This window comes from Paraburkholderia sp. 35.1, assembly GCF_050436525.1.
Classification (GTDB): Bacteria; Pseudomonadota; Gammaproteobacteria; order Burkholderiales; family Burkholderiaceae; genus Paraburkholderia; species Paraburkholderia tuberum.
The window spans coordinates 954,433-977,432 of record NZ_JBNDMJ010000002.1; the positions used below are offsets into that span (position 1 = coordinate 954,433).

21 protein-coding genes and 1 pseudogene are annotated in these 23,000 nt (G+C 59.5%); 11 read left to right on the top strand and 11 right to left on the bottom strand.

What is annotated here, in order from left to right:
• The first annotated feature begins 18 nt into the window (after positions 1–18).
• Positions 19–1,881 (top strand): dihydroxy-acid dehydratase, encoded by a 1,863-nt coding sequence (gene ilvD, locus OKW27_RS10270; RefSeq protein WP_429333399.1) that lies wholly within the window; start codon positions 19–21, stop codon positions 1,879–1,881.
• Between the two features lie 223 nt (positions 1,882–2,104).
• Here the strand turns inward: ilvD and OKW27_RS10275 are convergent, their stop codons facing one another.
• Entirely contained in the window at positions 2,105–2,401 is a 297-nt protein-coding gene (locus tag OKW27_RS10275) for a hypothetical protein (protein ID WP_429333400.1), read from the bottom strand.
• A gap of 335 nt (positions 2,402–2,736) precedes the next feature.
• On the opposite strand from OKW27_RS10275, the gene OKW27_RS10280 reads away from it, so the two are divergent.
• Complete coding sequence (locus tag OKW27_RS10280; protein ID WP_090807453.1) at positions 2,737–3,198, top strand: CHRD domain-containing protein; 462 nt, start codon at positions 2,737–2,739, stop codon at positions 3,196–3,198.
• A gap of 44 nt (positions 3,199–3,242) precedes the next feature.
• Here the strand turns inward: OKW27_RS10280 and OKW27_RS10285 are convergent, their stop codons facing one another.
• Together OKW27_RS10285 and OKW27_RS10290 are read right to left on the bottom strand one after the other, a co-directional pair.
• Positions 3,243–3,935, bottom strand: coding sequence for a cytochrome b/b6 domain-containing protein (locus tag OKW27_RS10285; RefSeq protein ID WP_090807451.1), 693 nt, complete (start codon positions 3,933–3,935; stop codon positions 3,243–3,245).
• A 146-nt stretch (positions 3,936–4,081) separates the two neighbouring features.
• Positions 4,082–4,668 (bottom strand): annotated as a pseudogene (locus OKW27_RS10290) (GGDEF domain-containing protein); the annotation flags it as partial.
• 52 nt (positions 4,669–4,720) lie between these two features.
• On the opposite strand from OKW27_RS10290, the gene OKW27_RS10295 reads away from it, so the two are divergent.
• Complete coding sequence (locus tag OKW27_RS10295) at positions 4,721–4,918, top strand: hypothetical protein (protein ID WP_341809942.1); 198 nt, start codon at positions 4,721–4,723, stop codon at positions 4,916–4,918.
• A gap of 122 nt (positions 4,919–5,040) precedes the next feature.
• Here OKW27_RS10295 and OKW27_RS10300 read toward each other — a convergent pair whose 3' ends face one another.
• The gene (locus OKW27_RS10300) at positions 5,041–5,532 is read right to left on the bottom strand and encodes an aminoacyl-tRNA deacylase (RefSeq protein ID WP_090807449.1); all 492 of its coding nucleotides are present in this window, start codon (positions 5,530–5,532) and stop codon (positions 5,041–5,043) included.
• A gap of 300 nt (positions 5,533–5,832) precedes the next feature.
• On the opposite strand from OKW27_RS10300, the gene OKW27_RS10305 reads away from it, so the two are divergent.
• On the top strand, positions 5,833–7,704 hold the full coding sequence (locus OKW27_RS10305) for a beta-galactosidase (protein WP_429333401.1): 1,872 nt from the start codon (positions 5,833–5,835) through the stop codon (positions 7,702–7,704).
• A gap of 20 nt (positions 7,705–7,724) precedes the next feature.
• On the opposite strand, the gene OKW27_RS10310 is transcribed toward OKW27_RS10305, so the two are convergent.
• The 3 genes from OKW27_RS10310 to OKW27_RS10320 all read right to left on the bottom strand — a co-directional run bounded on the left by OKW27_RS10310 (position 7,725) and on the right by OKW27_RS10320 (position 11,229).
• Positions 7,725–9,689, bottom strand: coding sequence for an enterotoxin (locus OKW27_RS10310; RefSeq protein WP_429333402.1), 1,965 nt, complete (start codon positions 9,687–9,689; stop codon positions 7,725–7,727).
• A 329-nt stretch (positions 9,690–10,018) separates the two neighbouring features.
• A complete protein-coding gene (locus OKW27_RS10315) occupies positions 10,019–10,453 on the bottom strand; it encodes a hypothetical protein (protein WP_429333403.1) in 435 nt (144 codons plus the stop codon).
• A gap of 182 nt (positions 10,454–10,635) precedes the next feature.
• Positions 10,636–11,229 (bottom strand): hypothetical protein, encoded by a 594-nt coding sequence (locus tag OKW27_RS10320; protein WP_429333404.1) that lies wholly within the window; start codon positions 11,227–11,229, stop codon positions 10,636–10,638.
• 490 nt (positions 11,230–11,719) lie between these two features.
• Between OKW27_RS10320 and OKW27_RS10325 the strand changes: the two genes are divergently transcribed.
• Positions 11,720–12,454 (top strand): DUF2971 domain-containing protein, encoded by a 735-nt coding sequence (locus tag OKW27_RS10325; protein WP_429333405.1) that lies wholly within the window; start codon positions 11,720–11,722, stop codon positions 12,452–12,454.
• Here the strand turns inward: OKW27_RS10325 and OKW27_RS10330 are convergent.
• The 3 genes from OKW27_RS10330 to OKW27_RS10340 form a co-directional block, all read right to left on the bottom strand.
• On the bottom strand, positions 12,451–12,744 hold the full coding sequence (locus tag OKW27_RS10330) for a hypothetical protein (protein ID WP_429333406.1): 294 nt from the start codon (positions 12,742–12,744) through the stop codon (positions 12,451–12,453). The genes OKW27_RS10325 and OKW27_RS10330 overlap by 4 nt on opposite strands.
• Positions 12,725–13,645: a hypothetical protein gene (locus OKW27_RS10335; RefSeq protein WP_429333407.1), complete on the bottom strand. Its 921-nt coding sequence runs from the start codon at positions 13,643–13,645 to the stop codon at positions 12,725–12,727. Before OKW27_RS10335 ends, OKW27_RS10330 begins: the two co-directional genes overlap by 20 nt.
• A gap of 332 nt (positions 13,646–13,977) precedes the next feature.
• Positions 13,978–14,940, bottom strand: a complete 963-nt coding sequence (locus tag OKW27_RS10340; RefSeq protein WP_429334577.1) for a 2-hydroxyacid dehydrogenase — start codon at positions 14,938–14,940, stop codon at positions 13,978–13,980.
• Between the two features lie 308 nt (positions 14,941–15,248).
• Between OKW27_RS10340 and OKW27_RS10345 the strand changes: the two genes are divergently transcribed.
• The 5 genes from OKW27_RS10345 (at position 15,249) to OKW27_RS10365 (ending at position 20,613) form a co-directional block, all read left to right on the top strand.
• Entirely contained in the window at positions 15,249–16,007 is a 759-nt protein-coding gene (locus OKW27_RS10345) for an SDR family oxidoreductase (RefSeq protein ID WP_187631276.1), read from the top strand.
• A gap of 52 nt (positions 16,008–16,059) precedes the next feature.
• Entirely contained in the window at positions 16,060–17,376 is a 1,317-nt protein-coding gene (locus tag OKW27_RS10350; protein ID WP_090807439.1) for an MFS transporter, read from the top strand.
• A 26-nt stretch (positions 17,377–17,402) separates the two neighbouring features.
• Positions 17,403–17,792: a VOC family protein gene (locus OKW27_RS10355; protein WP_429333408.1), complete on the top strand. Its 390-nt coding sequence runs from the start codon at positions 17,403–17,405 to the stop codon at positions 17,790–17,792.
• Positions 17,793–17,900: 108 nt separating this feature from the next.
• Positions 17,901–19,145 (top strand): citrate synthase, encoded by a 1,245-nt coding sequence (locus tag OKW27_RS10360; protein ID WP_187613146.1) that lies wholly within the window; start codon positions 17,901–17,903, stop codon positions 19,143–19,145.
• A gap of 562 nt (positions 19,146–19,707) precedes the next feature.
• Positions 19,708–20,613 (top strand): lipid A biosynthesis lauroyl acyltransferase, encoded by a 906-nt coding sequence (locus OKW27_RS10365; RefSeq protein WP_429333409.1) that lies wholly within the window; start codon positions 19,708–19,710, stop codon positions 20,611–20,613.
• 327 nt (positions 20,614–20,940) lie between these two features.
• Here the strand turns inward: OKW27_RS10365 and OKW27_RS10370 are convergent, their stop codons facing one another.
• Positions 20,941–22,008, bottom strand: coding sequence for a diguanylate cyclase domain-containing protein (locus OKW27_RS10370; protein WP_429333410.1), 1,068 nt, complete (start codon positions 22,006–22,008; stop codon positions 20,941–20,943).
• Positions 22,009–22,261: 253 nt separating this feature from the next.
• Between OKW27_RS10370 and OKW27_RS10375 the strand changes: the two genes are divergently transcribed.
• Entirely contained in the window at positions 22,262–22,999 is a 738-nt protein-coding gene (locus tag OKW27_RS10375) for a hypothetical protein (protein ID WP_429333411.1), read from the top strand.
• Position 23,000: the final 1 nt, after the last annotated feature.

A 23,000-nucleotide genomic window follows, 5' to 3' on the forward strand; every position in this document is an offset into this window, starting at 1 on the left:
CAATACCTGAGGATACAGATGCCTAACTATCGCTCACGCACTTCGACTCATGGCCGCAACATGGCCGGCGCCCGCGCGCTGTGGCGCGCCACCGGCATGAAGGACGACGATTTCGGCAAGCCGATCATCGCGGTCGTGAATTCGTTCACGCAGTTCGTGCCGGGCCACGTGCATCTGCGCGACCTGGGCGCGCTGGTCGCGAAGCAGATCGAAGCGGCCGGCGGCGTGGCGAAGGAATTCAACACGATCGCCGTCGACGACGGCATCGCGATGGGCCACGGCGGCATGCTGTATTCGCTGCCGTCGCGCGAACTGATCGCGGACTCGGTCGAGTACATGGTCAACGCGCACTGCGCGGACGCGATGGTCTGCATCTCGAACTGCGACAAGATCACCCCGGGCATGCTGATGGCCGCGATGCGCCTGAACATTCCGGTCGTGTTCGTGTCGGGCGGTCCGATGGAAGCGGGCAAGATCAAGTCGCCGACCGACGGCCAGGTGATCGCGAAGATCGACCTGATCGACGCGATGATCAAGGCCGCCGATCCGAAGATCAGCGACGCCGAAGTCGCCGAAGTCGAGCGCAGCGCGTGCCCGACCTGCGGTTCGTGCTCGGGCATGTTCACCGCGAACTCGATGAACTGCCTGACCGAGGCGATCGGCCTCGCGTTGCCGGGCAACGGCACCATCGTCGCGACGCACGCATGGCGCAAGGGCCTGTTCGAGCAGGCGGGCAGCCTGGTCGTCGATCTGTGCCGCCGCTACTATCAGGAAGAGGACGCCTCGGTCCTGCCCCGCAGCATCGCCACCAAGCAGGCGTTCGAAAACGCGATGACGCTCGACGTCGCGATGGGCGGCTCGACCAACACCGTGCTGCACCTGCTGGCCGCCGCGCAGGAAGCGGGCGTCGATTTCACGATGTCTGACATCGACCGTATCTCGCGCAAGGTGCCGTGCCTGTGCAAGGCCGCGCCCATGACCGACAAGTACCACATCGAGGACGTGCATCGCGCGGGCGGCATCATCGGTATTCTCGGTGAACTCGCGCGCGCGGAGCTGCTCGATCTGTCGTGCGGCAACGTGCATAGCGGCACCCTCGGCAACGCGATCGCGAAGTGGGACATCGCCGGCGACGCGGGCGAGGAAGCGCAGAAATTCTTCCGCGCGGCGCCGGGCGGCATTCCGACCACGGTCGCCTTCAGCCAGGAAGCGACCTACGCGACGCTCGACACGGACCGCAAGAGCGGCTGTATCCGCAGCAAGGAAAACGCGTACTCGAAGGACGGCGGCCTCGCGGTGCTGTACGGCAATCTCGCGGAGAAGGGCTGTATCGTGAAGACCGCGGGTGTCGACGAATCGCAGTGGCTGTTCTCGGGTCGCGCGCGCGTGTTCGAAAGCCAGGACGACGCGGTCGACGCGATTCTCGGTGACAAGGTCGTGCCGGGCGACATCGTGGTGATTCGCTATGAAGGTCCGAAGGGCGGTCCGGGCATGCAGGAAATGCTGTACCCGACTTCGTATCTGAAGTCGAAGGGCCTCGGCAAGAGCTGTGCGCTGTTCACCGATGGCCGTTTCTCGGGCGGCTCGTCGGGCCTCGTGATCGGCCATGCGTCGCCGGAAGCGGCGGAAGGCGGCACGATCGGTCTGGTCGAAGACGGCGACGTGATCGAGATCGACATTCCGCAGCGCAAGATGCATCTCGCGGTGTCGAATGAAGAGCTCGCACGCCGTCGCGCGGCGATGGAAGCGCGCGGCGACGACGCATGGCAGCCGACCGATCGCGAGCGTGTCGTGTCGCAGGCATTGCAGGCGTACGCGGCGCTCGCGACCTCGGCCGATCGCGGCGCGGTGCGCGATATTTCGCAATTGAAGCGCAAGTAAAGCGCTGACTGGCGCGGATCAGCGCGGCGGCCCTTTTCGCGGTGACGCGACTGGGCCCCAATAGAGACCGGTATGCGGGCAACTGCATGCCGGTTTTTTTTTTGCGGTGGCAGTGCGAATGGACGATCGCTCAGGCGTCTCCTGCGCAGCCCTGCGCGGAGCCTTTCCTAAGCCGAAAAACTGAAAACGATGTCATCGGCACGCTGCGACGACCCCGCCAGCATCACGCAGTTTCTGCCGTTTGCTGATGAAAGAATCGCCGGAAGCCGTGGATCGCGAGGAGCGAGGCCAGTAGCAGCAACGCGCTTGCGCACAGTACGACGATATCCGATCGACGGAACAGAAGGAGCGTGGCCGTGACGGCCAGCAGGCCACTTGCCACACACCAATGGCGTATCCCCGGAACCTGAGCGCAAAACAGCGAGCCGAGAACGGCGACGCTCATCAGGCAGGACAGAATCGCGATGCCGATGAAGGCGTTCGGGATGGACATGGCAGCGCAACAATGGGTGTGATCCATGAAGGCTCCTGGCGCAACACCAGGTCGCGCCAGTTACATCCGCTGCCTCCGCACAAAGCGCATCTCGTACCGGAAGAATTTTTCGCGCCAGATCAAATTTCAACGATTTTCGCCCGACGATTTCCTTTCGAATCGCTGGACAGACTCATCTGGCGTCGACGTGACGGGCGGTCGCCACGCATAGCCGGATTTCGGCCTCATGCAACCTTCGCGTTACGGCCTGCTTGCGTCTATGCTTGACTCACTTGTTTGGCTGCCAACAACGCCGACGAGGTCTTCTGCAGTCTTCAATAATCGCCCGCTCACCAAGGGCAAACCCAACAGGAGAAAACCAGATGTCACGATCCATCACGCGGCGCGCTTTCATGGTGTTCTGTGGTTTGGCCTTCGCGGGTACGCTGACCTTGGCGCAAGCGGCGCCCGTCTCGTTCGAGGTGCCTTTGACGGGCGCCCAACAGGTTCCGCCGGTGCAGACGCCTGGCAGCGGCACCGCCAAGCTCACGTACGACCCCAGCACGCGGGTCGTCACCTGGAACATCAGCTTCAGCGGATTGACGAGTCCGGCCACGATGGCGCATTTCCACGGGCCCGCCCCGGCAGGTAAAAACGCAGGCATAAAAGTCTGGTTGTCGCAGAAGGGCAACATGGAGGTGACGAGCCCGATCACCGGTCAGGCCACGCTATCTCCGGACGACGCCAAGATGTTCGAAGCCGGTGACATGTACATCAACGTTCACACGAAGGACAATCCGAATGGCGAGATTCGCGGCCAGGTGAAGCCGCCGAAGGGCAGTTGATCCAGGCACGGTAGCCGCGCCCGGAGAGCGGGTTTGCGGCAGGCTCACAGATAAGCCGCGAGCAGCATCACCACGGCAACGCCGACGCCGAATGGCAGCAGCGCCAGCAGCGCTGGCGCCTGCCGCGGGGCGTCCACGGACGAGGGCAGCAGTTTGTAGCCGGTCAGCATCGGGCGCAGCAGGTTGTGTCCCTTCGCTACCGCGTAGAGGGCGATCACGAGCACGTGCAGCACCACCGCGGCAAGCAGCACGTACCAGACAAGGCCGTGCAACGCCGAGATTGCGTTGGCGAGCCACACGGGCACCAGTTCGCTAAACGGCCCTTCGTCGGCGATATCGTTGTTGACGTAGAGCCCGCTCAGCGTCTCGGTCAGCAGCAAGACGAGCAGAAATAGAACCATCCAGCCGCCGGCCGCATTGTGGCCTACCTGCACATCGGGCTCGCGATGAAACAGGCGGCGCAAATGACGAAGCGCAGCCGCGGGTGATGCCACGAAACTGCGAAAGCGGGCGGTCTCACTGCCAAAGCAGCCCCACAGCAGCCGGAAAATAACAAGGGCGAGCAGCGTCTCGCCGACGCGCACGTGCCAGTCGATCCAGTTCAGCTTCAACGTGACATACGCGGCCGTGACCAGCACGACCACCAGCCAGTGAAATAACCGCACCGGCGCGTCCCAGACAAGGACAGGGCGGGTTACGGGCTGGGTCGGCCGCGTGTCGGGTTCGTGAGCATCCATGTGTCGTACCTGCGTGCGCAATCGCGCTCGGACGAAAATCCGCGTGGCTCCTCGGCCACGCGGAAAATCGACGGAGCCGTGCTGGCAAATGAATTCAGTGTTTCGAGCGGGACCGGAAACTTCCCCACACTCTATCCGGCGGGAGCTTAAATCCGATTGCCACTCGAAGAGCAACTGGCGGCGGCGAGCGCGGTCGTTGGCGTCTGTTCAAGCCGATTGCCGCCCAGCGACTTGGCTTGATACAACGCCTGGTCGGCGGCTGAGAGCAGGTCGGTGAGGGAAGCCGTTTCGCGACTTGACTCGGCGAGTCCAATGCTGACGGTGGCGCGAATCCGGTCGCCGTCGGCGCCATGGGACATTGCGGCGAACCGGCTGAGAACGTTCTCGCCTAGCTTTTTTGCGCGGTCGCTGTCGTAGCCCGGCAGCAGGGCGGCAAATTCTTCGCCGCCGATGCGTGCAAGAATCGCGTCCGTACCCGTCACGGCTCGAACGGTTTCCGCGAATGACCTCAAAACCTCGTCGCCGGTCTTGTGCCCAAAGTGGTCGTTGATTCTCTTGAAGTGATCGAGGTCGAACGCAAGAAGTGTGACGGGTAGTCGATTTATGCCGCGGTCGCTGATAACCCGCTCCCCCTCTTCGAAAACAGCTTTCGATTTCCGAGGCGAGTCAGGTAATCCGTGCGGGACTCCTGCAAAAGCTCACCATGAATTTCTTCCCGGGTCAGCCGGAGCAACTATCAGCCGATCGGCATCGCGCGGGCCAATACAGGCACGATCGGGAACGATGTGTACTGGGACACCGACACCACGACCGCCACAGCCGGCGTCGTCTACGGCACGCCGATTCCCGCGGCGAACGGGCTGACCACCGCGCAGATGAGCACACCGGCATCATTCGTGGGTGATGACTTCAGTCCGACGGGGGTGTGGGCGATGCCTGCCGGCGCGACGCATCCGGTGCTGCGCTGGCAGCTGGCGCAATGACGCGTGACTAACCAAGCGGAAGTTGGAAAAAAATTCTAGCTTCCGCTGATTAGTTACCCCCTGACAAATGAACCAAAAGGCGGTCAAATTATCGCGGCCAGCGCACGGGCTGGCCAGTTGAGTCAGGCCCGCCCGCTCAACCCTCGCATCCGTCGGGCGAAATGGGCGCGCTCCGCATCGTCCATCAGCATGAGGAACTGATCCGCTTCCATATGAATCAGTTCTTCGTGATCGCCCGCCTCGAAGTAGACGTCGGGCTGGCCTGCCAGGCTGGATTCCAGGTAGGTTTTCATGCCATACGCCATACAAATTGGCGGCAGCGCTCCCACATCGCAGTCCTTGAATAATTCGCGCAGTTCGACTTCCGTGGCCAGGGCGAGCCGGCGCCCTGTCTTGCTCCAGAGTTCGGAGAGCTGCACGGCGTAAGTTGACGGCAGCACGGCGGCCACGTAGCCGTGTTCGTCTTCGAGGAGCACGGTCTTGGCGAGGCGGTCGCCCGGAATGTGCGCCGCAGCAGCCGTTTCGATACTCGAGTGGCTGTATGGGTGACGCACGACTTCGTAGCGGGAACCCTTGCTGCGCAGGCAGTCCTGCAAGGTTGGCGACATCGACATGGCACACCTCCTGTCGAATACCTGAAAAGGAATGAACAATTGCGATCTTTTCAGAATAGTTCACGCATCGGCAATACGCACGCCAGCTGAACGATTCCATCGAGCGATCGCGTCCACCGGTTGAATCCGCCGTTCCTCAGCTGACGTTGGTCGGCCGGTCCGGCGAACGGCACCTTTGGTCCGTGCGAGGCATGGCGCCGCCGCGGACCGAAAAAGTTCGCAAGCTGTTGATCGTTAAGGAACTGAGTTCTACCGTTCTCGCAGGTGCAGCCGATTTACAGGTAGCCTGCATTCGTCAACTTGACAACGCCCATCGTGAACCTCGAACGCAGCCATACCTTCTCCTTTAGCCCCGACGGCGAACATTTCCTGCTCGACGGCCTGCCGTTCCAGATTCGCAGCGGCGAGATGCATCCAGCCCGCATCCCGCGCGAGTACTGGCGACACCGGATCCGCATGGCAAGAGCGATGGGGATGAACTGCATCGCGTTGTACATCATGTGGAATTACCACGAGACGCATAGAGGCGTGTTCGACTTCCGCAGCGGGAATCGCGATATCGAGGCCTTCATCCGCCTGTGCCAAGCCGAGCAGATGTGGGTGCTGTTGCGCCCCGGGCCTTACGTGTGCGCGGAGTGGGATCTGGGCGGCCTCCCTTCCTGGCTGTTGCGCGATCCGGACATCCAGTTGCGGACCGACTCGGCCACCGATCCTCGCTACATGGCGGCGGTGGCTCGCTATATCGACGAACTGGTTCCGCGTATCAAGCCATTGATGAGCGAGCACGGCGGACCGATCCTGATGATCCAGATCGAGAACGAATTCGGTTCGTATGCGAGCAATCCGGCTTACCTCGAAGAGCTCAGGCAGCTTTGGCTAGCAGGAGGCATAACCGGGCCGTTCTACACCGAAGACGGTCTCCCGCAACTCGAACGCAATCGCACCACGGTAACGGGCGGCGCGATCGCGCTGAGCAACGGCGACGCAGCGCAGATCGCAACCGTGCGCCGCGAATTCCCCTCGGTGCCCGCGATGGCAGGCGAGGTGTACCCAGGGTGGCTCACGCATTGGGGCGAAGCGGGGTTCGCGGGCGTGGACTACGACCTCTCCAGTACCTTGGCCACGTTCATGCAGGCGCGACTGTCGTTCAACCTGTATGTCATTCACGGCGGCACGAGCTTTGGCTTTTTTGCCGGCGCGAACGTGGACGCTTCAGGCAACTATCAGCCCGACATCACGAGCTACGACTACTGCGCGCCGATCAGCGAGCAAGGCATGGCGACGCCGAAGTACATCAAGTATCGAGACCTGATCGCCAGCTATCTGCCCGAACCCTTGCCAGCCATACCCGAGGTCATCGCCACGCTTGACTGCGCAGGCGCTAAGGCCTTGATGCCAACGCTCTACGCCTCGATCTGGGACAACCTGCCCGCGGCACTGCCACGCGAGCATGGCGTCGAGCCGCAGTCGTTTGAACGCTACGGTCAGGCGTTTGGCTTCGTGCTGTATCACAAGTCTTTGCCGGAGCACGCGCGCGGTGTGCTGGATATCAGCGCCGTTCACGACTACGCAACGGTTTTCCTTGGTGAACGGTACGCGGGCGGCGTATCGAGAGCGCAACTGCCGCAGGAGTACGCGCAGTCGCTCCACATGATGCATCGCGCGCCGCTTGCCCTGCCTTCGGCGCGGCACAACCACGGGTCGAACCCGGACGGCCAGGTAGCGCTGGAGATACTCGTCGAGGCCATGGGGCGCGTCAACTTCGGACCCGCGATCGTTGACCGTAAAGGTCTGCTCGAGCCGGTCACGATGAAACACGTCGACGGCTCGCTCGCGTTGCTCGAGGAATGGGACATCTACCTGCTGCCGATGGATGAAACGTTTATCGCCAACCTCAACGAAGACTGCACGAACCCAGGGAAACCCGGTCTCTTTTATAAGGCGAACGTGCTGCTGACTGAAGTCGGCGACACCTGGCTCGACATGAGCAACTGGACCAAGGGTATCGTCTGGGTCAATGGCCACAATCTCGGACGCTACTGGAACATCGGCCCGCAAAGGCGCCTGTATTGTCCCGCGCCGTGGCTCGTGCAAGGTAACAACGAGGTGCTGGTCTTCGACCTCCATCAGATCGAGGCAAAGCCGATTCAACTGGCCGACAGGTTGTGCTAGCGCCTACGTATCGTCCCCCTTCACCGCTTCGCGGCGGCAACCGGCAGCAGTTCGAGCGTAAGCACTTCGAACGGCGCCAGTTGCACTGCTTGCGACAGATCAGCGTCCAGTTGAGCAGGAATACCGGAATCCCCCGCACGTCCAAGGCTGCGCGATTCGAATCGTGCCACCGCGTTATCCGGCAGTTCCAGTTGGCGCCGCAGCTCGAGTGTGAAGCGTTGCGTGCGACTGTGAGGATTGCGCAGCGTCACGATCGCCTTGTGCGGCGCCCACGCTGCCCAACCGTAGGCCGCCTGTTCGTCCGGCGCTCCGCCGATCCAATGACTGTCGCGAAGTATGTCGCCGTTTTCTCGCGCCCATCGGGCGGCGCGCGCAAGCACATCCCAGTCGTGCTCGCCCAGCAGCGCCGGCGTAATGTAGAGCTCCTGCAATTGCGTGCCGGTCCCGAAGTACGACCACACTTCGTTGGAGAATGCGTCGCCCGCCGACGCATTGAGGCGTGGATTGCACTGCGCGTAGAGGATGCCGTGCAGCATCAGCGAATTGAGTGGAAAGAACGGACTGCGCTCCACGACGTTGTGATACGTCTGCGTGTCGCGGTATGTGATCCAGCGCTCGCGGTTCGTGCCGCTGCCCGCCAGGCCATCGTCGCTGCCGCCGCGCCAGATGGAGTCGACGTGGCGCAGCCAGAACGGCGACGGATGCGTACCTGTGGTGAGATTAATGAAAATTTCGGGCTTGGCCGCGCGGATGTCCTCGATCAGTTGAATCGCCGCGTCCCAATCGCTGTCGAACAGGCTGCCGGGGAACACCCTGTCGGCATTGCCTGTGCCGTCGAACTTGAAATGGTTGACGCCGCCCTTGTCGAGCAAGTCCATCACGACTTCATGAAAGCGCCGGTAATACGTCGGCCCCGATAATGCGAGACCGTTGTCGATGACCTCATAACCAGCGGCACGTCCTCGCGTCACGCGTTCCTGTTTCGGCGCACCGTAGCCGCCCCACGGGGAAAGCCATATGCCGGGAGCGGCGCCGAATCGCGCGGCAGCGTCGCGCAGCGGAACGAAGCCATGTGGAAATGCCTTGCTGAAATGCCAGCCGCCGCCAAGGTCGTCCCAGCCATCGTCGAACAGAAGCGAATCGATCTGCACCCCGCGCGCTGTGTGCAACTCGTGGCCGATTGTTGCGATGCGCTCGAGCGCCTGCTCCTGCGTGTACGGCGTGAGGTAGCCGATGTCGCCCCAACTGTTGTAGTGCAGAAACGGGCGATACGGGCGAGCCCGTTCCCGCTCCAGATAGATGCCGAAGTCGCGCCGAACCTGGCCGTCGCTGGCTACACCTGCCACAGCGGAGTAGACCAGCGTCCTGTTTTTCTCCAGCGGCAACGCGCGATGCAGCATGAAGCTGAGGCTGTCGCCCTTCACCTGACTTGTCGCCAGCGGGTGCTCGAAGCCCAGATAGAAGTTGCCCGCAATGACCGGCGTGCCCTTGCGCTCACTACTGGCCCTGGCGCCTGGAGCGCGCGTCTTCAGCAATGAGACGGCAGCGATCGCTTCGTCCTGAAGAAGCGCCGTAATCGCCAGCTGGACGCGCAGATATCGTGACCCTTCGCACTGCTCCACGCTCAATTGCACCTTTAGGTGTCCATGTGTATCTACCAGGGAGACGCTCGCGCGTCGCCCTGCGATTCGTTCGCCCAAGCGGGACGCATGCGGGTTGGGTTCGAGCGCAGCGTCGCTCACGGGCGCAACGACCCTTAGCTCGGTCAGGCCGATGGTGGTTCCGTCAGCGAGCGTGAGCGTGAACGGCGCGACGATGCGTAACGTGCGTTTGCGCTCGCAATCGATCAGTGAGAAACCGGCGAGACGTTCGTCCTCGTTCGTCCAGCGCAATGCAATCGCGTCGTTGCCGAACGAGGAGATATGGCCCGTCGTCTGGAGCACGGGCATGCCAGTTTGCGTAGGCGAAGCATGGTTGGCGCGCATGGAGAAACCTGTCTCGGGCCAGAGGAAGAGATTTTCGCCGCCCCCGCGAATGGCGTCAGATAACGAACTGCGCCGTGGTGGAAGGCGCGAACAGTTTGTCGATAGTCATTATCCGTTCGGAAAGCCCCTGCGAATGGTGGTAGCGCAAGAACGCGTTGAGCACCGCTTCGTTGCCGGGCACACCGTAGCGCTCGCCCGAGGCGGCTCCGGAGCGGCGACTCTCAAATCCGCCAACGCGTACTTACGACCCGCAGGAGACGTTCGAATTTCCAGCAAGCGGTCCTTCAAACTGATAGAGCTTCAGCAGCGCAGTCGAGAGAGTCGAGCAGTCAGCGTTGTACCTTACAAACTTTATATTTTAGCCACGCCAGGATGTTCGGATCGGTGACTGCATGCGGATGCGTATCGTTAAGCGTCAGGTACCCGTAGAATCCGCCATTTTGGTCAACGATGACCGGTGGATCGGATGCAATGTCATTGCATGGGCTTTCAGAAGATATGTCCGATCCGTACTGGCCTATGTCGTTGAAGATGCTCCTCGGCGAAATGTCCGAGCCGTATTGGCCGATATCATTGTGAACCGAGTCGGATGCCACATCCGAGCAGTTCAGACAGCCCAAATATACGTCATGGTCTCTGCCCCCGAACAACATGAGTTTGACCTGGGACTGCGCCTGCGCAACGACTGAAGCTGTTGCCAGAACGATTAAAATTATCGAGTTTCTAGCATTCATTTTTCTGTGCCCCGCCTGTTCGTCGATCATGCCTAGGGTTCTGGCGATAGATTGTCAATTTAGGCAATTTAGGCAGCCATGTCGAACGTCCTCTTGTGGCCGACCTCTGACTGACGGCGATCGGTGGCACGCGACCCACTTCAGTCGGCCGCTGTTTCCCAAAGCGGCCATTCAATCCGCCGTCCCAGCATACGTTTTCGACCGAGAAACATTTAATATGCGTCGTGCACAACAATGCCGCAGATGTATTGTGCTGTTCGATAGGTGAAGTCGGACGGCCTAAGCTTTTTCATATCTTTTATGGTCCAGACCGACTTTGAACGGTCGAAGTCCCCAGTGGACGACATAATCGGCTTCATGCTTTTGTCGAAATACATTTCACTCACATTGCCCCAACTAAGATCGTTGCAGTTGATCATGGTCTCAGCGATCAAGGTCGTCATGACGTCACCGTCGAAACCTCGAACGCCTGGGTCCCACGTTACCTTCATAAAGGCCGTTCTATAATTTCCTTGTATGAGCTTGACGCTCGTCGGCAGAACGTATTCAGTGTGCAAGGATGTTCCTGTCTCGTCGCTGTCCGGTCCCGAAAAAGTCTTAACCCACGGTCCAGCAGCTGCCGCTGCAATTGAAGTGGCGCCAATAAGTACTGCGGCCACGAAAACTTGATTAATAGTCGTAGTCATATGTTGAATTAATTTCGTGATTGCCGTTCTCGGCGTCTGTGATTCGTTGAATTCCAATACTTCGATCTGCTTCGTTCGTCGGCGAGGGACATCATAGCCGAGATAGCGGTCACAGAGCATAGGAGCAGGTCCTTCCATCCGAGGGCACTATTGATCCTCGAGATTGGGTGCAAGACGGGGGAAAACTGCACAGACGAAAGAGCAATCCGATTGTCGGCGGTTGTCGACGGTCTGGAGCTCGAAGTCGAATGTCGCTTGTCGCCTCATTCGAGTCACCCATTCAGCATTGGCATTGGTCTCGCCGACACGAGACGTTCGCATGCAGAGCTGCAATCACAAGAACCGGTACGCTCCGTGCATCGGGATGGAGCGGACTGCCAGCTCGTCGGGCTTATTATCCGAAGGTCGTACGTTCAAATCTTACCCCCGCAACTTCGCCTTGATTAGAGCAGGATCACTTATGCCAACCATCTATCACTATTGCGACGCTAATGCCCTTCTTTCGATCGTTAAGAACAAAAAATTGTGGCTGAGTAGCACCACGAAAATGAATGATGTCAAGGAGGGGTCGGTCGTAGAAACCGCTCTCAGATATCGCCTAAGCAGACCCATGGATAAACTCACTCTTGAGGAAATTGATCCTTATATTAAAGTCGTTAAAGACGATATTTACGCGTGCTGCTTTTCTAGTGAAGGCGATTCCACTGTCCAGTGGATGAGTTACGCGGATTCTGGAAAAGGCTTCGCCATCGGATTCGATACTGAAAGATTGCTATCGCAATACCCTGATAGTTCAAGCATTGAGACGTTTGAGTCGTATTTCAAAGGCAATACAAAAAAGCTCCTTGAAACAAATAAAATAAAATTAAGCCCCGTGATATATTTTACAGATAAAAATAGATCTAAAATAATGCAGTTGATTTCCAATCTACTTAAAAAAATCGATGCGACCAAGGACGAAAATGAGCTTCACTATTACACCATCGCCCAGACTACCGCATGGTTCGATTCGATTACTAAGGATGCCGGGTTTAGTCACGAAGTCGAATACAGATTGACCCATACTCCAGAAGGATTGACGTTAGCTCAAATGATTGATACGTCGAATTACGAACCTTTGCGAGCTAGTGATCTTGATCCGTTGCTTTGGCGTGCATCGCGATACGGGCTCGCTCCTTACTATGAATTCTGCTTTCCCCCTGATGCGATAAAAGAGATTTTGATCGGTCCTCGCAATCCAGATCATCCTAATGTTTCGGCTCAGCATCTCGTAAAGCAATTTTGCGTGAGAAATGAAATTCCGCATGCTCGTGTTCAGAATTCTAAATCGCCATATCGAGGTTAAATCTGGCGATTTACCCGCTGTTCACCTATCGGTGGAAGGACGTTGTTTTGTCCGATATCCGCATAGGCCTTTAACCGATACCAAAACGGGTTGAATGGCCGAAACTTGTCGAATTTCAGCCATTTGTTGCCGTCGAGGAGCGTCGCTTCCTGGCCGCACTGCGTCCACGGTCGGGCGCGCACTTCATGCAAAAGGCATAACCGCAAACCCATTGCAGTTTCTTGTAGCCCGAATACGCGATCTTTAGTCATCACGTTATCAATAACATTATTAAGAAAGGGAGTTTTCATCGCCTACGACGGTAAATCTAAATTGATCGTTACCATCTCGCTTCCCACCATACTGAACCTCTACGCATGTCTGCGTGTGTCGACTGGATGTAGTATTGAAAATGTCCGAGTAGCTGGTTCGCCCAAAAAGAAAAATTCTGCACGTTCGATTTTTGAGGCCTGTTATCTGCATGTCGCTAAACGTAACCGGGTTACTGGAGACGGTCGTGTTGGGGAAGATCGTGGACCGTCCGTCGACGATCTCGTCAGCGCTCTCGAAAGCTGGAATGCCAGCCGAGTTAGGCAAGCACTCGCCCTTCAACATAATCATCGCCTTGACTGCCGGCGTTTTCCCCGGATTGGTCCAGCGCATACTGAATGCCCAACCATCTCCCTCTTTCCATTGCCCGTCAGTGGTGTCAAAAAAACCACTGTCTTGAAACCTCACGGGATCAACTTGCATAAGTGAAACCCATGCCCGTTCTGAAACCATATAGGCCTTGGCACTATCTCTTGCCACGTCGGCCGCTTCCTTCGCGGCAATAGCTGATTTTTCAGCTGTCGCACCTGCGGATTTTGCCTCTATCCAAAGCTTATTGGTCGACCACCAAAGGAGCATAGTACTGACCGCGAGTACGAACGTGAATAGTGCAACGGGGTCCTCAAAGAGTCTTTCCAACCAGTTCTTAACGTCCGGGTGCTCGTCTAACTTTTCGTTATTTTCAACCGGACCTTGACTAGATGGACTCACAGCAGCGATGCCAGGAAATGATGGGCCTGTTGCATGGTCTGATGCAGGCATCTTCTTCTCAGCTTCGACGTTAGACTGCCGATGCGCAGAGGTGTCGGCGCGTGATCCGGGGTTGGTTTGGCCAAGTACTGCTGACGAAACAAAAGCCAATGCGAGCAATAATGCTTTCATTCACATACCCTGGGAATAAACTGCGCCAAACGGGGACTGTGCTGAATCGATCATGTCAGTTGCGCACCCGGCCCGATTGTCGACGATCTTAGCTCACCAATCGTATGACCGAAAGTGGCCGCACCCGGCCGGATGGCGACCGTCTCAGTTCGTTCCCATGCGCAGGTCGCAACTATGCGCAGATTTACATAGCGACCCACTGCCGACCTTCGGCCCGGTGCGAAACCAACGGCTGCTTGCGGTGGCGGATTCAACCGGCCGTTGGTCGATGTTTATCGGGAGACGGCTGGTCAGCCGGCGTCGCAACGTTACTGTCCCGATGAGGGCGAGCCTTAGACAGGATTCGAGGCGGGCCGTCCTTCCAGCACGGCGGCGATATTGTCCAGCGCCGTAAAGCCCATCTGGTCGCGGGTCTCGATCGTTGCGCTGGCCATATGGGGCGTCAGGAACACGTTGTCGAGCTCAGCAAACCGCTTGTCGACGTTGGGCTCGTCCCGGTACACATCCAGAGCCGCGCTGAACAGATGACCCGACGTCAGGGCGTCATAAAGCGCATCTTCGTCCACCAGGCCGCCACGCGCCGCGTTAACGAAAATCGCGCCTGCGGGAAGGAGTCCAAACTCTCTTTTCGTCATGAGCGGGACGCTTCCACCCGGCACGTGCAGCGTGAGGACCTGGCAGTGCGGCAGCATTTCGTCGAGAGTGGCATAGAAGGTCGCGCCATTTTCCAGCGACGGGGCCGCACGGTGCATGTCCGTGTAGATCACGCGCATGCCGAATCCCTGCGCACGCTTAGCGACCGCCCGTCCAATACGCCCAAATCCGACGATGCCGAGCGTCTTGCCATTCACTCGCATACCCAGCATCTCGGTCATGCCGAACGATTTGCCCCATCCGTTGCGCATGATCCGTTCGTATTCTGACGCGCGACGGCACGCAGCCAGCAAGAGCAGCATGGAAAAATCGGCTGTGCACTCGGTCAACGCATCGGGCGCGTTCGTCACGACGATTCCCCTGTCACGAGCCGCCGCTACGTCCATGTGATCGAAGCCCGCGCTCGCGTTCGCAATAATCTTGACCGTCGAAGGCAGCGCGGCAATGTGTTCCGCTTGCAGGCCGGATTTTTTCCCGATGAGTACGGCCGGCACGTCGTGCTTCTTGCAGAAGTCGACGACAGACCACGAGTTCATATCGGACTCGGTCACGAAGGCATGGAATTCGGCCGCAGCGCGATTCGCCACGGCGGTGGGAACCGTTCGCGCAATCAACAGGCTGGTGCGTTTATCTTCCGACATGGTTTTTCCTTTGGTAGGCAGACGTCGAGAGAGTACGAAATCGCTGACCGGGCCGTCAATGTTGATTGGATGAATCAACTCCTCGGTGATGACACGCCCTATTGTTCGCGGCGCCTGCGCGTTGCGATTTGTTTCCGTCTTGTCCCTCTTCAATCTTGCTTGCGGCCACACGCGCATCAGGAAAACCCTGATGCGATCCCCATCCGCAAGGCCCGCGGATGTTGATTCAATGAATCAAGATTGCTCAACCCCTGATGCGAATGCAACTCTGTTTCCCATGTCCAATTGACTTGACGAGAGGAAAGGAAATGTCTGCATCGAAGAAGTTCGCAGCCGTGACGGGCGCCGGCTCCGGCATCGGCCGAACCGCCGCCGTCGCACTTGCTAACGCAGGATTCGCCGTCGCGCTGATCGGGCGCAGAGCCGAGCCGCTGCTGGAAACAAAGGAAGCAATCGGTAGGGCGGGGGGAGAAGCGGACGTATTCCAGGCCGACGTTGGCGACGCAGCATCGGTCGAGCACGCGTTTTCGGGAATTGCCGAGGCATTCGGTCGGCTCGACGTGCTGTTCAACAACGCGGGGCGTAATGCTGGGGCTGTCCCTCTGGAAGACTACGAAGTCGACTTCTGGAACGACGTCGTGGCCACCAATCTGACCGGCGTTTTCCTCTGCGCTCGCGCCGCTTATCGTTTGATGAAGGAACAGTCCCCGCAAGGCGGACGAATCATCAACAACGGATCGATCTCCGCCCACTCGCCAAGGCCGCACACCATTGCCTATACGGCAACAAAACATGCTGTGACTGGCATCACCAGATCGATCGCGCTGGACGGACGCGCATTCAACATCGCCTGCAGCCAGATCGACATCGGCAACGCCGCCACATCGCTCACTGAACGGATGAACCGCGGCGTACTGCAAGCGGACGGACGCCTGGCACCCGAAGCAAGAATGGATGTGACGCACGTGGCGAATGCAGTCGTGCACATGGCCAGTCTTCCGCTCGAAGCCAATGTTCTCAATATGACCATCATGGCGACCGCCATGCCGTTCGTCGGCCGCGGATAAATCGCCCTTAAGCCAACTAAAAAAACAACAGGCTAATGTTACGGAGACACCGATGAAAATCGCAGAGGAACAAACATTGCCAGTGGGAACCCCGGCTTACGCGGATACCACGAATCGCTCCAGAGTCCGCTACGTCGTGCTCTCGATGTTGCTCATGGCCACCATTCTGAATTACGTGGACCGGTCGGCGCTGGGCATCGTTGCGCCGGGCCTCTCGAAGGGGCTGGCGCTCAACAAGATGCAGATGGGCGAGCTGTTTGCGGCATTTGGTCTTGCCTATTCCATTGCGCTGGTGCCCGGCGGGGTGCTGACCGACATTCTCGGCTCACGCCTCGCCTATGCGCTGTCTCTGGTCGGTTGGTCATTCGCCACGCTGACGCAGGGTTTCGCGACCGGCTATCAGATGCTGCTCGGGTCGCGGCTCGCCATCGGCGCACTGGAGGCGCCGGCCTTCCCTTCAAACGCACGCGCCGTGACCTTGTGGTTTCCCGCCCGGGAACGCGGCTTCGCGACCAGCGTCTATGTAATGGGGCAATACATCGGGACGCCCTTGTTCACCGGAGTGTTGCTGTGGATCTTCGCCGCGTACGGTTGGCGGACGGTTTTTTATGTGACCGGTGGCTTCGGCATTCTGTTCAGTCTGCTCTGGTACCGGGTTTACCGCGATCCGCATCAGCACCCGCGCGTGAATGCCACCGAGCTGCAATACATCAATGAAGGTGCCGCGGCGACGCGCAAGCCCCGCGAGAAGTTCGACTGGCGCATGGCGCTCAAGCTGCTCAGCTACCGCCAGGTTCTCGCCATCTGTCTCGGAAAGTTCTGTAACAACACGCTGCTGGTCTTCTTCACCACGTGGTTCATGACCTATCTGATCGAAGCGCGTCACATGTCGATGATCAAGGTTGGGATCTTCCAGGCACTGCCTTTTATCGGCGCCACGGTCGGCATCCTCGCGGCCGGCTCCCTTTCGGACTTTTTTATTCGGCGCGGAGTGGCGCTTTCGACAGCGCGCAAGGCTCCGCTCATCATCGGCACGATGCTCGGCGCGTCTATCGTGCTTGTCAATTTCGTCGAGTCGAACGAGCTGGTGATCGCCATCCTGACGATCGCGTTCTTCGCGCAGGGCGTCGGGTCGATGTCGTGGGCCGCCGTTTCCGAAATCGCGCCTCGACAGTACGTGGGACTGACCAGCAGCATCACGAGCCTCGCGGCCAACATCGCGGCCGTCACCACGCCGCTCATGATCGGCTACATCACCCAGCACACCGGCCACTTCTACTGGGCCCTCAACCTGATGGGCGCGATCTGCCTGCTCGGAACGTTTTCGTATTCCGTGCTGCTGGGCAAGCTTTCCCGCATCGAACTGTGATGCTTTCAACTATACGGTGAAATCGGATGATTGAATTCAAGTGGGATCATCTGCAACTGTGCTCGGCGGACGCCGAAGCCACTGCGGCATGGTTTGCGCGCTGCCTGAACGCCGAGATCGTGCGTCGTCCTGGGCGAGTGGATTTGCGCATCGGCAGCATCGACCTTTTCATCACCTCGCTGGCGAGCGTCCAAGCCGGCCACCCTCGCTGCGAGCGGCAGCAGGGCATAGATCATTTCGGCGTGGTCGTGGACGATATCGACGCGGCGTTCGTGCATCTGTTGCTCTGCGACGCGGAAATCGTCGAACCGATCAAGCAGGTTCGCCCCGGCGTCAGAGCCTGCTTCGTGCGCTCGCCCGGTGACGTTCTCGTTGAGATACTGGAGCGGCGACCCGCCGAGATGACTTTTACCTGAAAAAACGTCAATATTGGCGCTGGATCGGTCGTGCTCGAGTGCAAGGCGCGATCTGCGTCGTCACTCCCCCGTTGCCCCGTTGCGCTGCATCACCTTGCTTGCCATCCCATGCGAAACTGGATCACTCTGACTGAAGCGGCTCGACAACTCGGAGTGCAGGCGCAGACTGTCTATGCGTATGTAAGTCGAGGTACCATCGCCGTCATGCCGGATCCGCTCGACCCACGCAAGAGCCTCTATCGCGCGGAGGACGTCGCCGGTCTGTGCCGAAAAAAGCAGGTGGGACGCAAGCGCGAAGCGCTCGCCGCCGGGACCATATTCGGTGCGGAACCCTGCATTTACAGCAGCATTACCACCTTCTCAAAAGGCCGGCCCTACTACCGGGGGCGGGATAGCATCCGGCTTTCGGACGCGGCGACGCTTGAAGACGTGGCGGCCATTCTCTGGAACGCGCGCGCCCCCGTTTCCTTCGAAAGCGGCGAGTTGCCGCTACAGGGCGACGAGCGCGGCAGGCAATGCGCGTTCACATCGCTGGCAGCGCTCGCGGCCTGTGGACACTCGACCCTCGGACGCACGGACAGCGCACTGCATGTCGAGGCCGGCCGGCTCGTGGCGCTCATCGCACAAGCGTTTGGTGCGCGACGCGGCGCGAACGCACAAATGACGCATGAGCGGCTCGCGCTTGGTTGGGGCCAGGACCGCGATGGCGCCGAACTTATCCGCCGTGCCTTAGTCCTCGTGGCCGACCATGAGATTACGAGTTCCGCGTTCGCCGCCAGGATTACCGCCTCCACCGGCGCGTCGCTGCCCGGATGCCTGCTCACGGGACTCGCGACTTTTTCCGGCCCACTGCATGGCGACGCGTCAGGCCGCGTGCGGGCCGTGTTCGACGACGTCGGAAGACTCGGTGCGCAGCACGTGGTTGCCCATCACTTGCAGTCGGCCATTCCAATCCCCGGGTTTGGACATCATCTGTATCCGGACGGCGATCCGAGGGCGGCCGCAGTGCTCGAAGTGCTGAATCCGCCTCAAGAGATCATGTCGTTCATCAACAAGGTGGTTGAGCTGACCGGGCTCAAGCCAAATATCGACGTTGCGCTTGCGGCCTTGACGGCTCAGCTGGCGTTGCCGCGCGATGCGTCGTTCGCGTTGTTCGCAACAGCCCGGAGCGTGGGTTTGCTCGCGCACTGCATTGAGCAACTCCGGGTGAGCAAGGTCATACGGCCACGAGGCCGCTATACCGGGCCGGCGCTGGAAGACGCCGCCCCCGAGTCGCCTGCGGAAGGCAGCGAGAATACGCTCGATCCAGCCACGCTCGACAAGAATCGCTTATTCAGGCCGGTTGGGCGCTGAGAGACGCGTCACCTGGATCTTTGCCGAAACAAAAAACCTCGACGCCGATCGGCTCTTGCCGAGAGGGCCGGCTTGTTCCAGTGGACGTAAGCGTTTTGAGCGAAGCGGCGTCGGTAGCTTCGAAGACGTTGCCACCATGCTGATGGCGATGGATGGGGCATGCGACGCCAGACCATGGCCGGATTGCGGACGGAAGGTGTGGAGTCTGGGCGGGAGCCGACATTCCAGGGGTTGCATCAACGTGCGTCCGAGCGGCCGCTCTTGGGCCGACTTCTGCCTGACGGCGGTCGGCGGCTCGCGACCCGGATCTGCCCTTCGCCCCAATGCGGACTCGGCGGCGGCTTTCAAAGTAGAACGGCCGCCTGGTGGTGCATCCGCGCTGCAGGCGCTTGCCGCCCATACGCAGTCGTTTTCGCCAGGGAGAACCGAGAACCCTAGCGTCCATTTGGGTAGCCCGTCACAACGCAGTACGTGCGATACTTCTCTGCCATCGCCATGCTATGCCACCAGGATCTCGAACTTTGTTATACATCCGTAAGTATTCGTATTTTTCCGTGTCGCGATGAGTGATTCTCGCAAGCGGGGGAGGTTCTTGGGGCGATTAGGCTATGTCTTGATTGTAGTGTTGCTGCGCGTCTTCGCAGTCCTTCCCTATACGCTCGTCGCAAGGTTCGGCAGCGCGCTTGGGGCAATGTTATATGCACTTCCAAGCTCCCGAAAGCATATCGCTCTCGTCAATCTGCGTCTCTGTTTTCCGGGCAAGAGCGAGCGCGAGTACGACGACCTTGCCAGAAACCATTTTCGCCACGTCGTTCGAAGCTATCTCGAACGAGGCATTCAGTGGTTTGGCAGCGCGCAAAGGATACGGAAGCTGGTCCACATCGAAAGTCGAATCGATCTGGAAGACAGGAATGCTCCACCGACCATCTTTCTGGGCTTCCATTTCGTGAGCATCGAGGTCGGCTGCATACTCTACTCAACGCGCCTGCCCGCCGCCTCACTGTATACACGCATGTCGAACGCGCGCCTTTGCAGTCTAGCCAAGCGGCAACGCGGCAGATTTGGCGCCGAGATGATTGAACGTTCGACAAGCGCCAGAAAGATCGTCGGCTTACTTCGTTCAGGCAAACCAGTCATGCTGGCTGCTGATATGGATCACGGCATACACAACTCCGTTTTTGTGCCGTTTTTTGGCGTCCCCGCGTGCACACTCACTTCGGTTTCGCGCCTTGCTCGACTGGCCCATGCGCGGGTTGTACCATTCGTGACTGAAGTATTGCCCGATTACCGCGGGTATAAGCTGACCATCTTCGAGCCGCTCAGCGACTTTCCTTCAGAAAGTGAGACGATCGACGCGCGCCGATTGAATGAATTTCTTGAAACGCAGATCAATCGGTGCCCAGAGCAATATTACTGGGTGCATCGACGCTTCAAGAATCGTCCACCGGGCGTGCCAGGTGTGTACTGAGCACACCGTCCGTAAGGCATGCGACCGTTCCTGGTTGTGTGCTTCCGTGAGGTAACGCAATGAGTTCGACTGACAGGCATAGGTCCGCTATCTGAGTGGACCGGACGTTTGAGTGTCTGTCCGAATGCTCGAGCGTATGGCCGTTCGTGGCCGGATGGCGACCGTCTCAGTTCGCCCCACTCCGGGCCAAACTCCAGCCGCGAAATGAAACTACCTTCCGCAGCGAGACGACGCGCACATGCTCCCAGATACGAGTGGCCGCGGCCCGGCACCTGCATCAAATGCGCTTGCCAACACGAGCAGGGCACCGCCGGGAACCCTGTCCGCTTACGCGCCGGCACCCGTCTCATCGAAGAATGAGGTTTTGTCCGTCCCGTTCGCTTTGGCGCGATACATCGCGCTATCGGCCTGGCGCATCAGGGCGTGTACATCAAGACGTTCGTCCGCGCTATTGGTACCGAGCATGCGCACGCCAATGCTGGCCGATACGGCGACGGGATGACCGCCGATCTCTCGAAGCCCATGAAGGATGTCGTGAATACCGTCGGCAATCGCGCGCGCGCCGGCGTCGTCATGCACGTGGCGGGCGAGCACCGCGAACTCGTCGCCTCCCAGGCGGGCAACCGTATCGCCGCGGCGAATGCGTGTCTGCAGACCGTTGGCGAAGCACTGCAACAGTTCATCACCCACCGCATGCCCATAAGCGTCATTGACGTACTTGAAGCCGTCGAGATCGATGAACAGCAAGACAGACTGTCCTTTATCGTCGTCTCGCGCCGCAGTCGCTTTGGCGATCGCCTGCTCGAGGCGAGTGCGGTTGCTGAGTCCTGTCAGAGGGTCCGTCGCAGCCTGCCGTTCGAGCCGATGCACGAGGGCCATCAAGTACACGGAAGTCGCCGCGATGCTGAGCATGATGCCCAATCCCACCGCGAGGTTTTCTCTCCACCACGGCTCGACGCGCATCAAAATCACGACGCCTGCAAGCGCAACTGCACATGAAAGTAGCAACGGCCGCTTGCCGTGGCGGCAACCGGCACCCACAAGGAACCAGAACACGACCCAGAGCAAGGGCAGCGCCACGCGCCCGCCGAGCGCCAAGGCAGTCATGACAAGCGCCTGGTCTGCAATGGTGGTGAGCGTCAATCGAAGGCGCGGCCGAACTGTCGCGGCGGTCGCGGCTACGTATGTCGCCACGCCGAATACAACGTATGCGAAAACCACGCCCAGAGTGTCATACGCGGCGGCCGTGCGTTGGAGCGCGGCGACGGCGATATAGCCGATCAACACGACCGTGCCCAGGCATATCCGGAGGAGCGCCTGCTCCTTCTCAGGTTGTCCGCGAAAGACACCTAGAAACGTTTGCTCATGCCAACGCTGCGCGCCCGGCCGCTCCATGCCGTGTACCCCGTCAATATTGTCTTTTGCAGAGCGGGCATTCTATCGCTTTTGCCGGCGACCAATGCTTCTTGCCGCTCTCTCCGTCCGCTTCCGAGGGTTGAACGGCCATTCCTGCCGCCGCGGCGACCGACACACATCCACGCTTGAAGCGGTACCAGCAAGCACCGGGTGCATGCCCAAATACCGGTTGGTCTTTTGAAACGCGCTGCTGCCATTAGGCTGTGTTGTGCGGTATGGCGGCTTTCGCGCCTTGCCTGGTCGCAACAATCTGCGTTCCGCGACGACGATTTTCCACGAACCACGTTTCGGGAGGGATCATGTCGCGTCATTCATCCAGACTGGCGATCCAGTCGCCCCCAACCCCGCGCAATGGGCTGTCCTTTTCGCTGCGTATGCCGGCGCGGCACTCATCGCGCCTCGGTCGCGGCCTTCCGCGTGGAACCGTGTTCTGCGCCCGCTGACGCTTGCACTATGGGTGCCGCTCGCGCTCACCGCGTGGTGCGTGCCGATGGCCCACGCGGCCGGACCGCTGCCGCAGGGCGGCGCCTTCGTCCGGGGCCAGGGCGCGATGACGAGCGGCACCACTTCGCTAACGATCGACCAGTCCTCGTCCCGTGGCGTGATCGACTGGCACAGCTTCTCGATCGGCAACGGCAACACCGTCGCCTTCAACAACGGGTCGGGCGCGACGCTGAACCCTGCGCCGACACTTTTTATCTGGATCGTGCGGACCGCCATCACCTACATCGACTGCATTTCGCTGGCGCCTGGCGCCTGGGGCCTGGGACCTGGGGCCTCAATCAGCATCAGGTCGAAATCGGCTCACTTAATCCTGGCCCGCTTGCAAGTGTCGAGCGGGTGCATGCGAGCAGCTCGCCCTTGCAGTTCGAGCCGGATCGATTCTTTGGGAGACGGTGCGGAAGCAGGAGGGATATCGTCCCTTGATATCAACTCCATATGGTCTATATACAAGCAGAGTGATTGTTGAA

Coding starts and splice junctions, on each gene's coding strand:
- OKW27_RS10350 (WP_090807439.1), top strand. CDS start 16,060: ATGAAAATCGCAGAGGAACAAACATTGCCAGTGGGAACCCCGGCTTAC.
- OKW27_RS10340 (WP_429334577.1), bottom strand. CDS start 14,940: ATGTCGGAAGATAAACGCACCAGCCTGTTGATTGCGCGAACGGTTCCC.
- OKW27_RS10275 (WP_429333400.1), bottom strand. CDS start 2,401: ATGGATCACACCCATTGTTGCGCTGCCATGTCCATCCCGAACGCCTTC.
- OKW27_RS10365 (WP_429333409.1), top strand. CDS start 19,708: ATGAGTGATTCTCGCAAGCGGGGGAGGTTCTTGGGGCGATTAGGCTAT.
- OKW27_RS10345 (WP_187631276.1), top strand. CDS start 15,249: ATGTCTGCATCGAAGAAGTTCGCAGCCGTGACGGGCGCCGGCTCCGGC.
- OKW27_RS10320 (WP_429333404.1), bottom strand. CDS start 11,229: ATGCTCTGTGACCGCTATCTCGGCTATGATGTCCCTCGCCGACGAACG.
- OKW27_RS10325 (WP_429333405.1), top strand. CDS start 11,720: ATGGATAAACTCACTCTTGAGGAAATTGATCCTTATATTAAAGTCGTT.
- OKW27_RS10280 (WP_090807453.1), top strand. CDS start 2,737: ATGTCACGATCCATCACGCGGCGCGCTTTCATGGTGTTCTGTGGTTTG.
- OKW27_RS10300 (WP_090807449.1), bottom strand. CDS start 5,532: ATGTCGATGTCGCCAACCTTGCAGGACTGCCTGCGCAGCAAGGGTTCC.
- OKW27_RS10315 (WP_429333403.1), bottom strand. CDS start 10,453: ATGATCGACGAACAGGCGGGGCACAGAAAAATGAATGCTAGAAACTCG.
- OKW27_RS10370 (WP_429333410.1), bottom strand. CDS start 22,008: ATGGAGCGGCCGGGCGCGCAGCGTTGGCATGAGCAAACGTTTCTAGGT.
- OKW27_RS10360 (WP_187613146.1), top strand. CDS start 17,901: ATGCGAAACTGGATCACTCTGACTGAAGCGGCTCGACAACTCGGAGTG.
- OKW27_RS10355 (WP_429333408.1), top strand. CDS start 17,403: ATGATTGAATTCAAGTGGGATCATCTGCAACTGTGCTCGGCGGACGCC.
- ilvD (WP_429333399.1), top strand. CDS start 19: ATGCCTAACTATCGCTCACGCACTTCGACTCATGGCCGCAACATGGCC.
- OKW27_RS10330 (WP_429333406.1), bottom strand. CDS start 12,744: ATGAAAACTCCCTTTCTTAATAATGTTATTGATAACGTGATGACTAAA.
- OKW27_RS10285 (WP_090807451.1), bottom strand. CDS start 3,935: ATGGATGCTCACGAACCCGACACGCGGCCGACCCAGCCCGTAACCCGC.
- OKW27_RS10335 (WP_429333407.1), bottom strand. CDS start 13,645: ATGAAAGCATTATTGCTCGCATTGGCTTTTGTTTCGTCAGCAGTACTT.
- OKW27_RS10310 (WP_429333402.1), bottom strand. CDS start 9,689: ATGCGCGCCAACCATGCTTCGCCTACGCAAACTGGCATGCCCGTGCTC.